Annotated in this window: 16 protein-coding genes and 1 tRNA gene; 13 read left to right on the top strand and 4 right to left on the bottom strand. The window is 64.2% G+C overall.

Annotated features, from left to right (window positions below; genetic code table 11):
• Nucleotides 1-75 precede the first annotated feature (75 nt).
• Entirely contained in the window at nucleotides 76-813 is a 738-nt protein-coding gene (locus NMAG_RS04345; RefSeq protein ID WP_004216696.1) for a VOC family protein, read from the top strand.
• Nucleotides 814-969: 156 nt separating this feature from the next.
• Here the strand turns inward: NMAG_RS04345 and NMAG_RS04340 are convergent, their stop codons facing one another.
• Together NMAG_RS04340 and NMAG_RS04335 are read right to left on the bottom strand one after the other, a co-directional pair.
• Nucleotides 970-1260, bottom strand: coding sequence for a DUF5779 family protein (locus NMAG_RS04340; protein WP_004216695.1), 291 nt, complete (start codon nucleotides 1258-1260; stop codon nucleotides 970-972).
• 120 nt (nucleotides 1261-1380) lie between these two features.
• Nucleotides 1381-1836 (bottom strand): ferritin-like domain-containing protein, encoded by a 456-nt coding sequence (locus NMAG_RS04335; protein ID WP_004216693.1) that lies wholly within the window; start codon nucleotides 1834-1836, stop codon nucleotides 1381-1383.
• 185 nt (nucleotides 1837-2021) lie between these two features.
• Here NMAG_RS04335 and NMAG_RS04330 point away from each other — a divergent pair, with 185 nt between their 5' ends.
• The 10 genes from NMAG_RS04330 (at nucleotide 2022) to NMAG_RS04285 (ending at nucleotide 13700) form a co-directional block, all read left to right on the top strand.
• Nucleotides 2022-2621: a winged helix-turn-helix transcriptional regulator gene (locus tag NMAG_RS04330; RefSeq protein ID WP_004216692.1), complete on the top strand. Its 600-nt coding sequence runs from the start codon at nucleotides 2022-2024 to the stop codon at nucleotides 2619-2621.
• A gap of 403 nt (nucleotides 2622-3024) precedes the next feature.
• Complete coding sequence (locus NMAG_RS04325; protein ID WP_455363788.1) at nucleotides 3025-4320, top strand: LeuA family protein; 1296 nt, start codon at nucleotides 3025-3027, stop codon at nucleotides 4318-4320.
• A 353-nt stretch (nucleotides 4321-4673) separates the two neighbouring features.
• The gene (gene ilvB, locus NMAG_RS04320) at nucleotides 4674-6521 is read left to right on the top strand and encodes a biosynthetic-type acetolactate synthase large subunit (protein WP_004216690.1); all 1848 of its coding nucleotides are present in this window, start codon (nucleotides 4674-4676) and stop codon (nucleotides 6519-6521) included.
• On the top strand, nucleotides 6518-7246 hold the full coding sequence (gene ilvN / locus NMAG_RS04315) for an acetolactate synthase small subunit (protein WP_004216687.1): 729 nt from the start codon (nucleotides 6518-6520) through the stop codon (nucleotides 7244-7246). Before ilvB ends, ilvN begins: the two co-directional genes overlap by 4 nt.
• Complete coding sequence (ilvC, locus tag NMAG_RS04310) at nucleotides 7239-8294, top strand: ketol-acid reductoisomerase (protein ID WP_012996435.1); 1056 nt, start codon at nucleotides 7239-7241, stop codon at nucleotides 8292-8294. The genes ilvN and ilvC overlap by 8 nt, the downstream gene beginning before the upstream one ends.
• Before the next feature lie 92 nt (nucleotides 8295-8386).
• Nucleotides 8387-8776, top strand: coding sequence for a hypothetical protein (locus tag NMAG_RS04305; RefSeq protein ID WP_004216682.1), 390 nt, complete (start codon nucleotides 8387-8389; stop codon nucleotides 8774-8776).
• A complete protein-coding gene (gene leuC / locus NMAG_RS04300; protein ID WP_004216680.1) occupies nucleotides 8773-10197 on the top strand; it encodes a 3-isopropylmalate dehydratase large subunit in 1425 nt (474 codons plus the stop codon). Before NMAG_RS04305 ends, leuC begins: the two co-directional genes overlap by 4 nt.
• Complete coding sequence (gene leuD, locus NMAG_RS04295) at nucleotides 10197-10868, top strand: 3-isopropylmalate dehydratase small subunit (RefSeq protein ID WP_004216679.1); 672 nt, start codon at nucleotides 10197-10199, stop codon at nucleotides 10866-10868. Before leuC ends, leuD begins: the two co-directional genes overlap by 1 nt.
• Nucleotides 10869-11048: 180 nt before the next feature.
• Nucleotides 11049-12614 (top strand): HTTM domain-containing protein, encoded by a 1566-nt coding sequence (locus NMAG_RS04290; RefSeq protein WP_004216678.1) that lies wholly within the window; start codon nucleotides 11049-11051, stop codon nucleotides 12612-12614.
• A 102-nt stretch (nucleotides 12615-12716) separates the two neighbouring features.
• The gene (locus tag NMAG_RS04285; protein WP_004216677.1) at nucleotides 12717-13700 is read left to right on the top strand and encodes an isocitrate/isopropylmalate dehydrogenase family protein; all 984 of its coding nucleotides are present in this window, start codon (nucleotides 12717-12719) and stop codon (nucleotides 13698-13700) included.
• A 132-nt stretch (nucleotides 13701-13832) separates the two neighbouring features.
• On the opposite strand, the gene dph5 is transcribed toward NMAG_RS04285, so the two are convergent.
• Together dph5 and NMAG_RS04275 are read right to left on the bottom strand one after the other, a co-directional pair.
• Nucleotides 13833-14621 (bottom strand): diphthine synthase, encoded by a 789-nt coding sequence (gene dph5 / locus NMAG_RS04280; RefSeq protein ID WP_004216676.1) that lies wholly within the window; start codon nucleotides 14619-14621, stop codon nucleotides 13833-13835.
• Between the two features lie 73 nt (nucleotides 14622-14694).
• Nucleotides 14695-15186 (bottom strand): Rieske (2Fe-2S) protein, encoded by a 492-nt coding sequence (locus NMAG_RS04275; protein WP_004216675.1) that lies wholly within the window; start codon nucleotides 15184-15186, stop codon nucleotides 14695-14697.
• A gap of 61 nt (nucleotides 15187-15247) precedes the next feature.
• On the opposite strand from NMAG_RS04275, the gene NMAG_RS04270 reads away from it, so the two are divergent.
• Nucleotides 15248-16348, top strand: coding sequence for a class I SAM-dependent methyltransferase (locus tag NMAG_RS04270; protein ID WP_004216674.1), 1101 nt, complete (start codon nucleotides 15248-15250; stop codon nucleotides 16346-16348).
• 89 nt (nucleotides 16349-16437) lie between these two features.
• A tRNA-Thr gene (locus NMAG_RS04265) sits at nucleotides 16438-16511 on the top strand.
• Nucleotides 16512-16563 lie beyond the last annotated feature (52 nt).

The following is a 16563-nucleotide window of genomic DNA, read 5'->3' as shown; positions in this document are numbered from 1 at the left end:
ACTCCACTCCCGTGACACCGTCCCCATCCCCGAACTCGGCGATGCCTCTATACATCTCTCCAAAGAAGGGCCGCTATGCTCACTACCCTCTCCTGGCTCGCACTCGAGGTCAAGTCCCTCGAGTCGGCGCGGGAGTTCTATACGGATGTACTCGAGTTGTCGGTACGACGACCATCGAACGACAACGACGAGAGACACGGCGTGGGCGAGTCCGGCCACGAGAACGAACTCGCGCTCGCGGCCGGCGACACGGACCTCGTCCTGCGCCGTCCCGACGGCGTGCCCCGCGGCGGCCTGCACACCCACTACGCGTTCTCGATTCCGGAGGCGGAGTACGACGACTGGTGGGATCGACTCGAGACGGCCGGATACGACCTCGACGAGGCCCAGTTCGGCCCCGTCCGGTCGCTCTATCTCTACGATCCTGACGGTAACTGCGTGGAACTTGGCCAGCAGGACGTCGCCGGGCCGGGAATCGACGGCATCTTCGAGGTCGTCCTGGAGGTCGAGTCACTCGAGCGCGCCGAGTCCTTTTACAGCGACCTCGGCTTCGAGACCGTCGATGTCGGCGACGACAGAAAGCGGGTCCGGATGAGCGGCCCGATGGCACTCGAGTTGTGGGAGCCACACCTGGGCATCGCGGACGCCCGGGGTGGGGTTCACGTCGACCTTGGATTCAAGACCGACGAGCCGACTGCTGCGCTAAATGCGGTGGTAGACCAGGTGCGACAGGTAGACGAGGAGTCTGCCGAGCGCGTGGTCGTTCGTGATCCGGATGGGCACGTCCTCACGTTTGTCTCATCGTCTGCGTGAGACACAGGGTATGGCAGTATCCGGATGAGGGAGCGGTGGGACACTGCTCGGCGGCGAGTGAGTGCGAGAAGCGAACGGGTACTCGAGTCGCTACTGGGACAGGGCAGGGCAGGGCAGGGCAGGGCAGGACAGAACAGGACCACCCGTGCTCGTTGCCTACAGCCGCTCCGTGTTCACGTCGACGCCCGGCGGCGTCACGAGCAAGAACCCACGGAAGTGGACGAGATTCCCACCTGCTTCCTTGACGTCGCGGGCGAAGCCAGATGCCAGTTCGTTGACGTCGCCTTCGACACAGAGAACGAGGACGTTCCCCTTCGAAATTGCTTCGGCCCACTCGTCTTCCGGCGTCTCCCCGTCGAGAACGCCGAGCACGATGCTCCCTTCGATATCGAGTTCCTCGTCGATATGCTCCTCGACCGTCCGCAGATCGAGGTCGAAGTCGCTCATGTGCGCTTCGTGGGAGCGCGACGAGAAAAACGTTCCTCTGCGAGAGAGTCTTCGCATGCCGCATCACTCTGGCTGGCGTCGTCGGCCAAACGAGCACCGCGGAAGTGCCAGCTAGCAGCGTCAGTCCGTCGGAAACTCCTTCTGAAAGCCACGGAACTCCGTCCGGTGGGCCTCCTCGTCGGAGAGAATCGACACCGCGACGTCCTCCGTGACCGGATCGTTCGCTTCCGAGGCGGCTTCGTGCAGCGCTCGGTACGTCTCGATCGCCTCGTCTTCTGCCTCGAGTACCCCCTCGATGACCGACTGCACGTCGGTCGTATCCTCGGGCGGCTGCAGACTCGATTGACTCGCCTCGAACGCGGCTGAGCCTGGCGGGGACTCCTCGAGTTGCTTCAGTCTGTTGCCGAGCCGACGGGCGTGCTCGAGTTCCTCCTGGACGTCGTCCTCGAGGCTCTCTTTGACCTCCTCGGCGTGGACGCCGTCGAGGACGATGGCGTTGGTCAGGTAGTTCATCACGGTCTCGAGTTCGTCGATGTAGGCTTCGGTCAGCAGGTCGGTTATTTCGTCGGTCGTCATACGGGCAGTGCTCCCACAACCGGGCGTAAAATGCTGGTACCTGCACACGAGACGGTCGGTACCTATAGTAGCCACTGCAAGTCACTGCACACCTGCTCGCCAGATGACTCGGCGATCAGTGTGTGAATAGTTGCAGTTGTTACTATAGCACAGTCTTTACCCACTCGCCCGCCCGAATCACAGGTATGCGCGACCTCGACGACACCGACCTCGAAATCCTCTCCTTGCTCACCGAGGACGCCCGCCGGCCGTACAACGAAATCGCCGACCACGTCGGCCTCACCCCACCCGCCGTCTCCGACCGCATCTCGCGGCTCGAGGAGCAGGGCGTCATCCAGGGCTTTACCGTCGACATCGACCGCTCGACGCTCCGCCAGGAAACCGCCGTCCTCGTCGACCTCCACCCCAGGCCCGACGCCGTCGCCGACGTCTACGACACCGTTACCGCCCTCGAGGGCGTCGATCACGTCTTCGAGGGCATGGACGGCCACGTCCTCGTCCACGCCGCGATCCCTGGCAGCGACGTTCGGTCCTGGCTCGCAACCGAACTCGATCTCTCGCGTGTACTCGAGTACGACGTAACCCCACTCACTCGCTCTGACCGGCGGCTCGCGCTGTCGGCGGCTGGCTTCGCTCTCGACTGTGTCCTTTGCGGGAAGGAGATCACGGATGGCGGCGTGACGACGACGGTGGGTGGGGAGCGAAAGACGTTCTGCTGTCACTCCTGTGAGAGTCGGTACGTCGACGAGTACGAAGCGCACAGAGAGTCACTCGAGAGTGAGTGAGGCGAAATGTGCAGGTGAGAATTTCCAGGGTGGCAAGCAGATCGTCGCCGGGCATGCGTTCATCTGTTTCTCGGAGAGCTTGTTGGACAAGCGTTCTCAGAAACCCCAATTATTGGACGAAGGACTACTGCGTGGCTTTCGACTTGGATGTCAGTGACCGAACGTCCATTGCGATGCGCGCGCCAGCGAGTCGAGGGTGGAGTCGAGGCAAATTTGGCCATGGTTTCCCCGTCGAGCGAACGCGTCGGCCGGTCGACGTTGTATTCTATTAGGGCATATAAACACACAATAGGCGTCGCTGTCTGGCGGTTTTGAACAGCAAGAATCCCTCATCATTCATCACGATACACTGAATCGGGTGTTTCTGCGCCAGGTTTATATACCACTTCCTCCCTGGGAACGGATACAATGTCTCACCAAGACAGCCCATCCTCTGATACCAATCAGGGGGGTCGAGTTCTTCCAGGGCACGTTAGATTCCACTGACGAAATTGAGTCAGCACGTGTCTTCGATACCACCCTCCGGGATGGTGAACAGTCACCCGGAACGTCGTTTTCCTACGACGATAAACGGCAGATCGCCGCGATTCTGGACGACATGGGAACCCACGTCATCGAGGCTGGTTTCCCGGTCAATTCCGACGCGGAGTTCGAGGCCGTTCGTGATATTGCTTCCTCGACGTCGACGACAACCTGCGGGTTGGCCCGTGTCGTCGACGGCGACATCGAAGCGGCGCTCGATTCTGGCGTCGAGATGGTGCACACGTTCGTAAGCACCAGCGACGTCCAGATCGAGGATTCGATGCACGCCACGCGGGAGGAGGTCGCACAGCGCGCAGTCGACTCGGTCGAACGCATCAAAGAGGCGGGCGTGACCTGCATGTTCTCGCCGATGGATGCAACGCGAACCGACGAGGCGTTCCTGATCGACGTCGTCGAAGCGGTCAGCGAGGCCGACGTCGACTGGATCAACGTTCCCGACACCTGCGGCGTCGCGACGCCGGGCCGGTTCGGCGACATGATCGAGAAGGTCAGCGCCCACACTGACGCCCGGATCGACGTCCACACCCACGACGACTTCGGGCTGGCCACCGCGAACGCGCTGGCCGGCATCGAAGCCGGTGCCGATCAGGCACAGGTTTCGGTCAACTCGATCGGCGAGCGGGCCGGCAACGCCGCCTACGAGGAGTTCGTCATGTCCGTCGAGTCGCTCTACCAGTGTGACACCGGTATCGACACGACCCGCATCACCGAGCTCTCGGAAATCGTCGAGGAGAAGAGCGGGATGGCGACGCCGGGCAACAAGCCCATCGTCGGCGATAACGCCTTCTCCCACGAGAGCGGCATCCACGCCGCCGGCGTCATCGAGAACTCCGATACCTTCGAACCAGGTGTGATGACTCCCGAGATGGTCGGTGCCGAGCGCCGACTGGTCATGGGCAAGCACACGGGCACCCACTCGGTACGGGAGCGACTGGACGAGCGCGGCTACGATCCAACCGACGACGAGGTACGAGCGGTAACCCGTCGCGTCAAGGACTACGGCGCAGAAAAGCGCCGCGTCACGGTCAGCGATCTGGAGCGCTTCGCCGAGGACGCTGACGTCGACCGTCAGCAAGACCGAGAGCAAGCACACGAATCGACGGAGCGAGACCGCGACGACCGCGATTACGAGGAGCACGAGGAGGTGCGCATCTGAGCAATGGCCGCCTCGTTTGCACCCACTCCTGAGCCCCTGCTCTCTCGCTCGCCCGTGGCGAAAGGCAACGATTACCCCACCCCCAACAGTTATGTCGGTCGGCGGACCTACGTTACCAGCAATGACGGTCCGCGCTTCGCTGTCGGCTCGCCAGTCGGGCGACAGCAGCGCGTTCGCTTCGATTCGTATTGTAGGGGCCTACTAGCCCCTCACATCACTCCTTATCGCCGACCCGAATTTGCCGCATCGCCTTCAGAGCCAGCAGTCACGACACAGATGACAACACGGACACAACGGTATCGTTCACAGCGATTCACCCAACCGAATCGCCGCACGACGGCGGGAGGGAACCGATGAGCGAACGCGCAACCTCGATCCCACCGGAGGAACAGCACGACGACCAGGACCAAGACCAGAACGCAGACGCAACAGCCAACGCGGACGGAAACGACACCACCGCAGGCGCAACCAGCACTGATACGGCAGCCACAGGTGACGACGCGCAGCCTGACCCAGTCACGACGGGTGCCGAATCCGTCGTCCGCGCACTCGAGAACGCCGGCGTCGAGTACGCCTTCGGCGTGCAGGGCGGGGCGATCATGCCCGTCTACGACGCACTCTACGATTCGGATATTACGCACGTGACGATGGCCCACGAACAGGGCGCATCGCACGCGGCCGACGCCTACGGCATCGTCTCTGGCGAGCCGGGCGTCTGTCTGGCGACCTCGGGGCCGGGCGCGACAAATCTCGTCACGGGCATCGCGGACGCCGACATGGACTCGGACCCGATGCTCGCGCTGACGGGCCAGGTTCCGACGGACTTCGTCGGCAACGACGCGTTCCAGGAGACGGACACGACGGGTGTCACGACGCCGGTCACGAAGGATAACACGTTCGCTGCCGATCCGGACCGCGTCGGTACCGACGTCAGCGAAGCCTTCGCGCTCGCCCGTGAGGGCCGCCCAGGACCGACGCTGGTCGACCTGCCGAAGGACGTCACGAACGCCGAGACGAACCGCGAACCCGACGAGCCGACGACGCCTGACACGTACGAGGTCACGGAGGAAGCCGATCCGACGATCGTCGCGTCCGCAGCCGAGCGAATCGAGAACGCGACCCGACCGATCATGCTGCTCGGCGGCGGCGTCATCAAGGGCGAGGCCAGCGAGGCCTGCCAAGAGTTCGCCATCGAGCACGAGATTCCGGTCGTCACGACGATGCCCGGTATCGGCGCGTTCCCGGAGGATCACGAGCTCTCGATGGAGATGGCCGGCATGCACGGCACCGGCTACGCCAACATGGCGATCACGCACTGCGACACGATGATCGCTGTCGGCACCCGGTTCGACGACCGCCTCACGGGCGGCATCGAAACCTTCGCGCCCGACGCGGAGATCATCCACGTCGATATCGACCCCGCGGAAATCTCGAAGAACATCCACGCGGACTATCCGCTGGTTGGCGACGCCGACACCGTCGTCTCCCAGCTCGCACGCGCCGTCGAAACCTCGCCGAAGGCGACCAAGTGGCGCGCGCAGTGCCAGCAGTGGAAGTCGGACTACTCGATGGCCTACGACGTGCCTGCGGACGAACCGATTCAGCCGGAGTTCGTCGTCGAGGCGCTTGACGAAGCCACGAGCGACCGTGCGATCGTCACGACCGGCGTCGGCCAGCACCAGATGTGGGCCTGCCAGTACTGGACGTTCACCGAGCCTCGGACGTGGGTCTCGAGTCACGGTCTCGGGACGATGGGCTACGGCCTGCCCGCGGCCATCGGCGCGCGTCTCGCCGCCGACGACGACCAGGAGGTCGTCTGCATCGACGGCGACGGCTCGTTCCTGATGACGCTGCAGGGCCTCTCCGTCGCCGTCCGCGAGAACCTGGACATCACCGTTGCCGTGCTCAACAACGAGTACATCGGCATGGTCCGACAGTGGCAGGACGCCTTCTTCGAGGGCCGTCACTCCGCTTCGGACTACGGCTGGATGCCCGAGTTCGACAAACTCGCCGAGGCCTTCGGCGCGAACGGCTTCCGAATCGACGAATACGACGACGTCGCCGACACGATCGAGGCCGCACTCGCCGAGGACGGCCCTTCGGTGATCGACGTCCACATCGACCCGCAGGCGAACGTCTACCCGATGGTTCCAAGCGGTGGCGACAACGGCCAGTTCGCGCTGGCGGAGGATCAGCTATGAGCGGCGAGAACGAGCCAACCGAACCGAACGAACAGAACGGGCAGAACGAGCCCGGATACCGACGCGGCCTCGACGGCCCCGCTCCCGAGGAGCGGCCGACCCCAGCAGGGCGGCGCAACGAACAGGGCATCCGGATCGACCCCGAGGTCGAGGCCAAGCAAGAGCCGCGCCGGACCGTCATCTCGACGCTCGTCGAGCACGAACCCGGCGTGCTCTCTGATGTCTCGGGGCTGTTCTCGAGACGGCAGTTCAACATCGAGAGCCTCACCGTCGGTCCGACCACCGACGACGACCGCGCGCGGATCACGCTGGTCGTCGAGGAACCCGACCCCGGCATCGACCAGATCAAAAAGCAACTGCGCAAACTGGTCCCCGTCATCTCCGTGCGCGAACTCGAGTCCGATGCGATGCGACGCGAACTCGCGCTCGTGAAGATCGACGCGGATCAACCATCGGAGGTTGCGGCCGTCGCGGACATGTACGACGGCAAGACCGTCGATTCCTGCCCCGAGACGGCGACGATCCAGATCACCGGCTCGCGCCAGAAGATCGATGCTGCAATCGAGACGTTCGAGCAGTTCGGCATCCGCGAGATCGACCGGACGGGAACCACGGCGCTCGCCCGTGGCACCCAGAGCACCGCTGCACCCGCGAGCACGACAGAATCGACCGCCGAAGCGGCGAGCCACCCGCAGAATCAATACGCACCAGCAGACGATGACTGACGAATTCACCACCGAGATTTACTACGACGATGACGCAGACGTATCGACCCTCGACAACGACACCGTGGCCGTGCTCGGCTACGGCAGCCAGGGCCACGCACACGCGCAGAACCTCCACGAGAGCGGGGTCGACGTGGTCGTCGGCCTCCGCGAGGATTCGTCCTCGCGCTCCGCAGCCGAAGCGGACGGCCTGACGGTCGAAACGCCGGCAGACGCCGTCTCACAGGCGTCCTACGTGTCCGTGCTCGTTCCCGACACCGTCCAGTCGGCGGTCTACGAGAACGCGATCGAGCCGAACCTGGAAGCCGGCGACACGCTGCAGTTCGCCCACGGACTAAACATCCACTACGGACAGATCCAGCCACCGAAAGACATCGACGTGACGATGGTCGCCCCGAAGAGCCCGGGCCACCTCGTGCGCCGGAACTACGAGAACGACGAGGGGACCCCCGGGCTGCTCGCGATCGACCAGGACGCGACCGGTGACGCTCACGACCGCGCGCTCGCCTATGCGAAGGCGATCGGCTGCGCCCGCGCCGGCGTCATCGAGACCGACTTCCAGGAGGAAGTCGAGTCCGACCTCTTCGGCGAGCAAGCCGTCCTCTGTGGCGGTGTCACCGCGCTGGTCAAGCACGGCTACGAGACGCTCGTCGACGCGGGCTACTCCCCTGAGATCGCCTATTTCGAGTGCCTGAACGAGCTCAAGCTGATCGTCGACCTGATGTACGAAGGTGGGAACGGCGGCATGTGGGATTCCGTTTCCGACACCGCCGAATACGGCGGCCTCACCCGCGGCGAGCGCATCCTCGATGACTCCGTCCGCGAGAATATGGAGGAGGTACTCGAGGAGGTCCAGAACGGCGAGTTCACTCGCGAGTGGATTCTCGAGAACCAGGCTGGCCGACCGAGCTACAACCAGCTTCGCCAGGCCGAGAAGGACCACGAGATCGAGGAGGTCGGCGAGCGGCTGCGTGACCTCTTCGCGTGGGCAGACGAGGAATCGAGCGAGAGCGAATCAGAGAAAGCAGAAGTGCCGGCTGACGACTGAGGCAGAGTCCGAGACCGGGACTGCGACCCGAAACTGAGTCAGCACGCACTGCAACCCGAAACAGGAACCAGGAACCGACGACCTACGAACCGATGACCACGAACGAATCACAGTCGACCGAAATGAAACGGAACCGAAATCGAACGAATCGAACGAACGCGGCACAAAAAATGGGCGAAGTCAGCCACACCAACCCCTATACCGGCGAGACGGCGGGCAACCTGTTCAACCGCGGCCCGATCGTCGCGACGGACGGTGGGCGTCCGGCCGCGACGGATCCCAAGTCGCGCCGTGCTGATGACTCGGCAGCCGATGCGCCAGCAGAGGCAAACGCGAACGCAGACACGATGCGAGACGTGTCCCACACGCCACCGAACGGAACCGACGACGCGAACCGCGTCTTCGAGCGCGGCCGAACGACCCAGACCGAGGGCGCCGGCCGCGCAGACACAGACACGGACACGGGTGTAGCAGAGGAATGAGCGAGGGAACGCTCTACGACAAGGTCTGGGACCACCACAAGGTGACAACCCTACCGACCGGACAGGATCAGCTGTTCATCGGTCTTCACCTCATCCACGAGGTCACGAGCCCGCAGGCGTTCGGCATGCTCGAGGAACGCGACCTCGAGGTCGCCTATCCCGAACTCACCCACGCGACCGTCGATCACATCATCCCGACCGCGGACCAGTCCCGTCCCTACGAGGAGGACGCCGCCGAGGAAATGATGCGCGAACTCGAGGAGAACGTTCGCGAGGCTGGCATCGAGTTCTCCGATCCGGACTCTGGCGACCAGGGAATCGTCCACGTCGTCGGCCCGGAGCAGGGACTCACCCAGCCCGGCAAGACGATCGTCTGTGGCGACTCCCACACCTCGACGCACGGTGCGTTCGGCGCGCTCGCGTTCGGGATCGGGACCAGCCAGATCCGCGACGTGCTCGCGACGGGCACAGTCGCCATGGAGAAACAGAAGGTCCGCAAGATCCAGATCGATGGCGAACTCGGCGACGGCGTCGAGGCAAAGGACGTCATTCTGGAGATCATCAGCCGCCTCGGCACCGAGGGCGGCGTCGGCTACGTCTACGAGTACGCCGGCGAGGCCATCGAGAACCTGGGTATGGAGGGTCGGATGTCGATCTGTAACATGTCCATCGAGGGCGGCGCTCGCGCGGGCTACGTCAACCCCGACGAGACCACCTACGAGTGGCTCGAAGAGACCGACTACTTCCAGGAGAATCCGGAGAAGTTCGAGGAACTGAAGCCATACTGGGAGTCGATCCGGTCGGACGACGACGCCGAGTACGACGACGTCGTCCACATCGACGCGGACGAACTCGAGCCGGTCGTCACCTGGGGGACGACCCCGGGTCAGGGGATCGGTATCACGGACCCGATTCCGGCACCCGAGGACCTGCCCGAAGACAAGCAGGACACCGCCCGACGCGCACAGGAACACATGCGCGTCGAGCCCGGCGAAACGATGGACGGCTACGAAATCGACGTGGCCTTCCTCGGCTCCTGTACCAATGCGCGCCTGCCTGACCTCCGTCGCGCAGCGCGGATCGTCGAGGGCCGTCAGGTCGCAGACGACGTTCGCGCGATGGTCGTCCCCGGCAGCCAGCGCGTACAGGAGGCCGCCGAGGAAGAAGGCCTGAAGGATATCTTCGAGGACGCCGGCTTCGACTGGCGCAACGCCGGCTGCTCGATGTGTCTCGGCATGAACGAAGACCAACTCGAGGGCGACGAGGCCTGCGCCTCCTCCTCGAACCGGAACTTCGTGGGTCGCCAGGGGAGCAAGGACGGACGCACCGTCCTGATGAACCCGCGGATGGTCGCCGCAGCGGCGATTACTGGGGAAGTGACGGACGTTCGTGAACTGCCGGAAGCGGAGGTGACTGCCTAATGACCGACACAGATGAAGTCGAGATCCCGGAAGTCAACTACGTCTCGGGGTCGGGCCTCCCGGTCCGCGGCAACGACATCGACACCGACCAGATCATCCCCGCGCGCTTTATGAAGGTCGTCACCTTCGACGGCCTCGGCGAGTTCGCGTTCTTCGACCAGCGGTTTACCGAGGACGACGACCTCAAAGACCACCCGTTCAACGAGGACCAGTTCCAGGACTCCTCGGTGATGGTCGTCAACTCCAACTTCGGCTGTGGCTCCTCGCGCGAGCACGCACCCCAGGCGCTGATGCGCTGGGGAATCGACGCCATCATCGGCGAGAGCTTCGCCGAGATTTTCGCGGGCAACTGCCTGGCGCTCGGCATTCCGACCGTCACGGCTGACAGCGAGACGATCCAGGAGATCCAGGACTGGGTCGACGCGAATCCCGACGGGGAACTCGAGATCGACGTCGAAGCAGAACAGGTCAGGTACGGTGACACCACCGTCGACGTCACCGTCGACGACGCCCAGCGCAAGGCGCTCGTCGAGGGCGTCTGGGATACGACGGCGTTGATGAAGTCGAACGCCGGTGCGGTGCAGGAGACTGCAGCCGAGCTTCCCTACGTTTCAGACGCGGAAGCGAACGGGTCCGGGTCTGAATCCGAATCCAGTTCGAGCGCCGACTGAGACTGAGACTGAGGGACGTCCGCGTCGGTTGCCGGTTCCTGTTTTCAGCTGCCTGTCTGGTTCCGATACTGTCCTCTCGTGACGATCTGCGTCTGAAAGCGACCTCTCTCGCCGGCCACCAGAGGACAAAGCACTTGTTGTCTTGACTGAAACTCTGGGTATTCGACTGGCTGGTCCCCGATGACATCCCGTCCGTCTACACCCCGTTCACTGGTCGCAGCGCCCGATTTCTGGACCGACGCACTCGAGTCCCGGCTGGGAATCGACCTGCGAGCGCTGGCTGCGTTTCGGATCGGACTCGGTCTCGTACTACTGATCGATCTCCTTACGTTGCGACTGCCCGGGCTGCGGACGTTCTACACCGATCAGGGCGTGTTTCCCAGGGAAACGCTCGCGGAAACGTACCCCCTCTTCGAAGTGGTCTCGATCCACGCCCTCTCGGGCGCTGCGTGGTTCCAGGCACTGCTTCTCGCGCTCGCCGGCCTGTTCGCAGCCTCGCTGCTCGTCGGCTACCGAACCCGGCTCGCGACGGTCGGCGCGCTCGCTCTCACCGCGTCGCTCCACGCCCGCAATCCGTTGGTGCTCAACGGCGGCGATACGATCCTCCTCTCGTTTCTCGCACTCGGGCTTTTTCTCCCGCTCAGCGCTCGATGGTCGATCGACGCACGTCGGCGCGCGAACGACTCGGCGAGCCAGAAACGGACGGGACTCGACAGTCACAGTCGCACCTGTTCGCTCGCAACCGCGACGATGCTCGTCCACTTCACGCTCATCTACGGTACCAACGCGATCCTCAAATTCCAGAGCGACGCCTGGCTCAGCGGCATCGCCGTCCAGCGGATACTCCACCTCGAACAGTACATGACGCCGATCGGCTCCGCCCTCTCGGAGCTCTCGCTGGCCCTTACCGCAGCCAACTGGTTCTGGATCGCGCTGCTCTCGAGTAGCGTCGTGCTGCTCGTCGTCACCGGTCGACTCCGACTCGCACTCGTGGCGGGCTTCGTCGGAACGCATCTAGGGATGGCCGCGACGATGCGACTCGGCGTCTTCCCGCTCGTCATGATCTCGGGTCTGCTGTTGTTCGTGCCGTCGCCAGTCTGGCGGGAACTCGAGTCCGTCGTCGAAACGCGGACGCCGGAGCGGCTGGTGGCTGGCCGACCGGCGCGTGGTGACGGTGGAACAGCGGGACGCGGTGCTGATGATGTGGCGTCCACGCCATCTGACTCACCGCAGGGCTTGTGGGCCACGCTGAACGCGAGCCGCGGGGTGGGTGTTCTCAGCACCGCCCTCGTCGTGTGTCTGTTCGCGACACTGCTGTTCTGGCACGCTGCGGCCGTCGGCGTTGGCGGCCCCGCTGCAATCACCGACGCTGACGAGGACCTCGGTAGCTGGTCGTTCTTCGCGCCGAATCCACCCGACGCCTACAGCTGGTACGCTATCGACGCGACACTCGAGTCCGGTGAGACAGTCGAAACGCACGTGGACGGAACCACCGTCCGCGCTGACCGGCCACCGGACGGGACGACGGCCTATCCGTCGACACTCTGGAAACGCTACGGGGTGAACGTACGGTACGTCGGGGACGTCTACTACGAACCGGTGGCTGCGTTCAGTTGCGAGCAGGTCGGCGGGCAGTTCGACCAGCCGGTCGAGTCGGTGACCGTCGTCCACGTCGAACAACCAGTCGGGCCGGACGGCCCGCTCGATGAGCCGGATCGACAGGAGCGAATCGAGTCCGCCTGCTGAGAGTCGACGCTACGAGAGCGGGGGCAACTCGAGGTGGCAACTCGAGGGAGCAACGTTGACGCTATCGATACCCTCTTTTCGCCGCCCGAGAGAGGTGTCGACATGACTCACGAGATCGCCGTCATCCCCGGCGACGGAATCGGACAGGAGGTTACACCCGCCGCAGTCGAGGTGCTCGAGGCGCTGGACGTGGACTTTTCGTTCACCGAAGCCGAGGCTGGCGACGCAGTCAAAGCGGAGACCGGCGAAGCACTGCCAGAGGAGACGTACGAACTCGCGGCGACGGCCGACGCCACGCTGTTCGGTGCGGCGGGAGAGACCGCTGCGGACGTCATCCTCCCGCTGCGGGAGGCCGTCGGCTCGTTCGTCAATATCCGCCCGGCGAAGGCGTACCCGGGCATCGACGCCGTTCGTCCCGAGACCGACCTGGTCTTCCTCCGGGAGAACACCGAGGGCGTCTACTCGGGCCACGAGGACCGGCTAACCGAGGACGTGGCGACGCTGACCCGCGTGACCACGCAGTCCGCCTCCGAACAGTTGGCTGAATTCGCCTGCGAGTACGCCGGCCCGGAGAGCGAGCACGACGGCTTCACCATCGCGCACAAGGCGAACGTCATGCGCGAAACCGACGGCCTCTTCCGGGACACCGTCGCCGAAGTCGCCGCCGACAACGGCGTCGACACCGACGAGGTGCTCATCGACGCCTTCGCGACGAAAGTCTGTCTCGACCCCACGCAGTTCGACGTCATCGTCTGCCCGAACCTCGCGGGCGACGTGCTCTCTGACCTCGCCGCCGGCCTCGTCGGCGGTCTCGGCCTCCTCCCAAGCGCGAACATCGGCCCCGACCGCGGCCTGTTCGAACCCGTCCACGGCACCGCCCCCGACATCGCCGGCGAGGGCGTCGCCAACCCCGCCGCGACGATCATCTCCGCAGCGATGCTACTCGAGTACCTAGACTACGACGAGGAGGCGGCGGCGGTTCATGCGGCAGTCGAAGAGACGCTCGCGGATGGGCCGCGAACGCCGGACCTGGGCGGCAACGCGTCGACGGCGGACGTGACGGCGGCGGTTATCGAGCGGCTGTAGCTGTTCTGTCTTCTTTCGATCAGGTGGTGCGGATCGAACTCTCAGTTTTCGTGGTGCTGGACGATGTGGTGTACTCGAGTACGGACTTCGCTTCGAGACAGCGCTCAGTTCGAGCGGTACAACGACGGCAGCTCACACGATATCCAGCGTCTCGCGGTCCGCGTCAGCGAGTTCGACCAGCGCGTCAGCCTCGAGCAGGTGACAGTCGCCGGGGACCACGAGCAGATGGAGTGGCTCGCCGAACTCCTGATCCGCGAGTTCGGTCATCGTCCCGGCCTCGACGAGCGGCTCCGGACTGCCCGCGCGGGCGACGACGACGCCGACGAGGTCAGGGTACTCCTCGGCGAGCAGGTCCGCACCGACGTCCGCGGTCATGTACTCGTCTTCGTCGGTTCGCTCGTGGCCTACCTTGATGTCGAGGTAGACGACGGTATGGAGGCCGTCTGCACGATTCTCGTCGATGGTGTCGGTGACGCTCGCGGGCAAGCCGTCCGCGCCGTGGGCATAGGGAAACGGCAGCGTCGTCGCCTTGCCGAAGCGGTAGTTCTGGAGTCCCGTGAGCGAACTCGTCGCCGTCTGGGCCGTCACGCCGTGAATGACGTGGGTGTCGATCCCACGGTCGTGTGCCCGTAGTCGGAGGTCGACGTGCGTCGTCGAGATCATCGTATCGCCGGCCGTCAGGAAGGCCACATCCTCGCTCTCGGCGGCGTCGAGCATGTCTTCGGGGTGTTGCTCGACGCCCGCACGGTCCCGGACCTCGATCTCGATCTCGTGGGCGGACTCGAGTTCCTCGACAGTTGCGCCGATCAGTTTGCTGGTGTAGAACTCGGCGTAGACGCGGTCGGCGCTGCGCAGGGCCTCCTGGCCCTCGACGGTGATCGAGCGGTCGTCGTAGAGGCCGAGGCCGATGAAGGTGAGCATAGCAGTGACTGCGCTGCGGTCGTACTTCAGCGACCGGATTTGGCTGTTTCCTCGAGTGGCTCTGCTGCGGACCTCACAGCGACAGGTGCGAGCTCGAGGACGGGTCGTCGTCCCCACCGTCGATTCCGCCCTGGTGCATGAACGTCACGTCGTCGTCAGTCAGATAAACGTCGCCGCGGTCGACGGTGATTTCGACCGAGGGCAGCGTCGTGTCCGCGGCCTCGCCGTTGTCGCAGTAGCCCGAGCAGGAGTCGAACATCGAGCCGTGTTTCGGACAGATGATCTGCCCATCGCGCATCGCCACGCCGCGTCCCGTGTCGAGGCGCTGGAACTCGTGCGTACACTGGTTCACCCAGGCCTCGACGCCGCGATTCTCAGCCGTCGTTTTCTCCTCTGCTGCTTGCTCTACCGCTGCTTCCGAGGCGGATGCTGTCTCACCCCGCTCGCCTGTACACGGCACGAGAATCACCTCTTCCGGGTCGCCGTGCCGATCACGAACCGTAAACAGCCACGACCGCTCCTCGTACACCGTCTCCACCGACGTCAACCGCATTCGAACGCCCATACGTACGATTCTACTCGAGTGGAAACGTCAGCGTTACGGCGACCGACCGGTGACTACCGGTATGTCCGGGGAAGTGCCGTGCGTTCGCGTCGCCCGCGAACACGGCGAAGCCACACGTCGCACACTCGCCGACGCGGACCTGATTGCCGACGACTACGAGATCACCGTCGAAGACGGCTGGCTCTACATCCCGATCAGCGATGTCGACGCCGTTCGCGAGGTGCTCGAACTCGCACCCGAGGGCGCTGTGCCGGAGCACGAGACGCAAGACGACGCCGGTTCCGACTCTGACTCCGATTTCGATCCCGACTCCAACACCGACAGCCCCAGCCACTCCCCCCAACTCGTCACCAAAACCGTCGGCGAACGCGACACCCAGACCACACCCGCCGAACTACTGGGGTTCGATCCGTCCTACGAACGCCTCGGCACCGCCGTCCTCCTCGACGAGGACGACGCCGAGCGAGCGCGGGACATTTCTGCGGCCGTACTCGAGTCCGACCTCCCCGTCGACACCGTGCTGAACAAAGCCTCGAAGGTGAAAGGCGAGACCCGCGTTCGCGACTGGGACCTCCTCGCGGGCGACGATACCGAGGTCGTCCACCGCGAGTACGGCTGTGAGTTCGTACTCGACCTCGCCGCGGTCTACTTCTCGCCACGGCTCGCGACGGAGCGCCACCGGGTCACCGAGCAGGCAGCACCTGACGAACAGGTGTTCGACATGTTCGCCGGCGTCGGCCCGTTCGTCATCCCGTTCGCAAACCGCGGCGCGGAGTGTGTCGGCGTCGACGTGAATCCGGATGCCATCGAATACCTGCGCGAGAACGCGCGCCGCAACGGCGTCGCGGACCGCGTGACGGCGATCTGTGACGACGTGCGCGACGTTTCCAGCGAGTACGACGGCTGGGCAGACCGCATCGTGATGAATTTACCCCACAGCGCAGACGAGTTCGTGGAGTCTGCTGTCGCGACCGCGGGCGACGACTGCGTGATTCACTACTACGATATTCAGCCCGAAGACGACCCGTTCGGGCCGGGTGAGCGCGCGATTCGAGAGGTAGCGGAACCGGAGTACGAGGTGACTGTGGAAACGCAGCGAGTGGTTCGTTCCTATGCTCCGCACGAGCTCAACGTCTGTCTGGACGTTCGACTCGAGCGATAGGCCGTTCCACGAAACAGACTGGCACGACCACGACGATTCGCAATCCTTATGCCTGCTATCGAACCTATGAGTAAACGCACTCGAACCGCGCCGGTGTAGCTCAGACTGGCAGAGCGAATCCTTCGTAAGGATTAGGTCGAGGGTTCAAATCCCTCCACCGGCTTGCCTTTTGCGACGAACACTACGTGAGGAGCAAAGCAAGCAGTGGAGGGATT

Source organism: Natrialba magadii ATCC 43099 (genome assembly GCF_000025625.1).
GTDB lineage: Archaea > Halobacteriota > Halobacteria > Halobacteriales > Natrialbaceae > Natrialba > Natrialba magadii.
The sequence above is the reverse complement of the archived record's forward strand: the minus strand, read 5'-3'. Positions and strand labels throughout refer to the sequence as shown.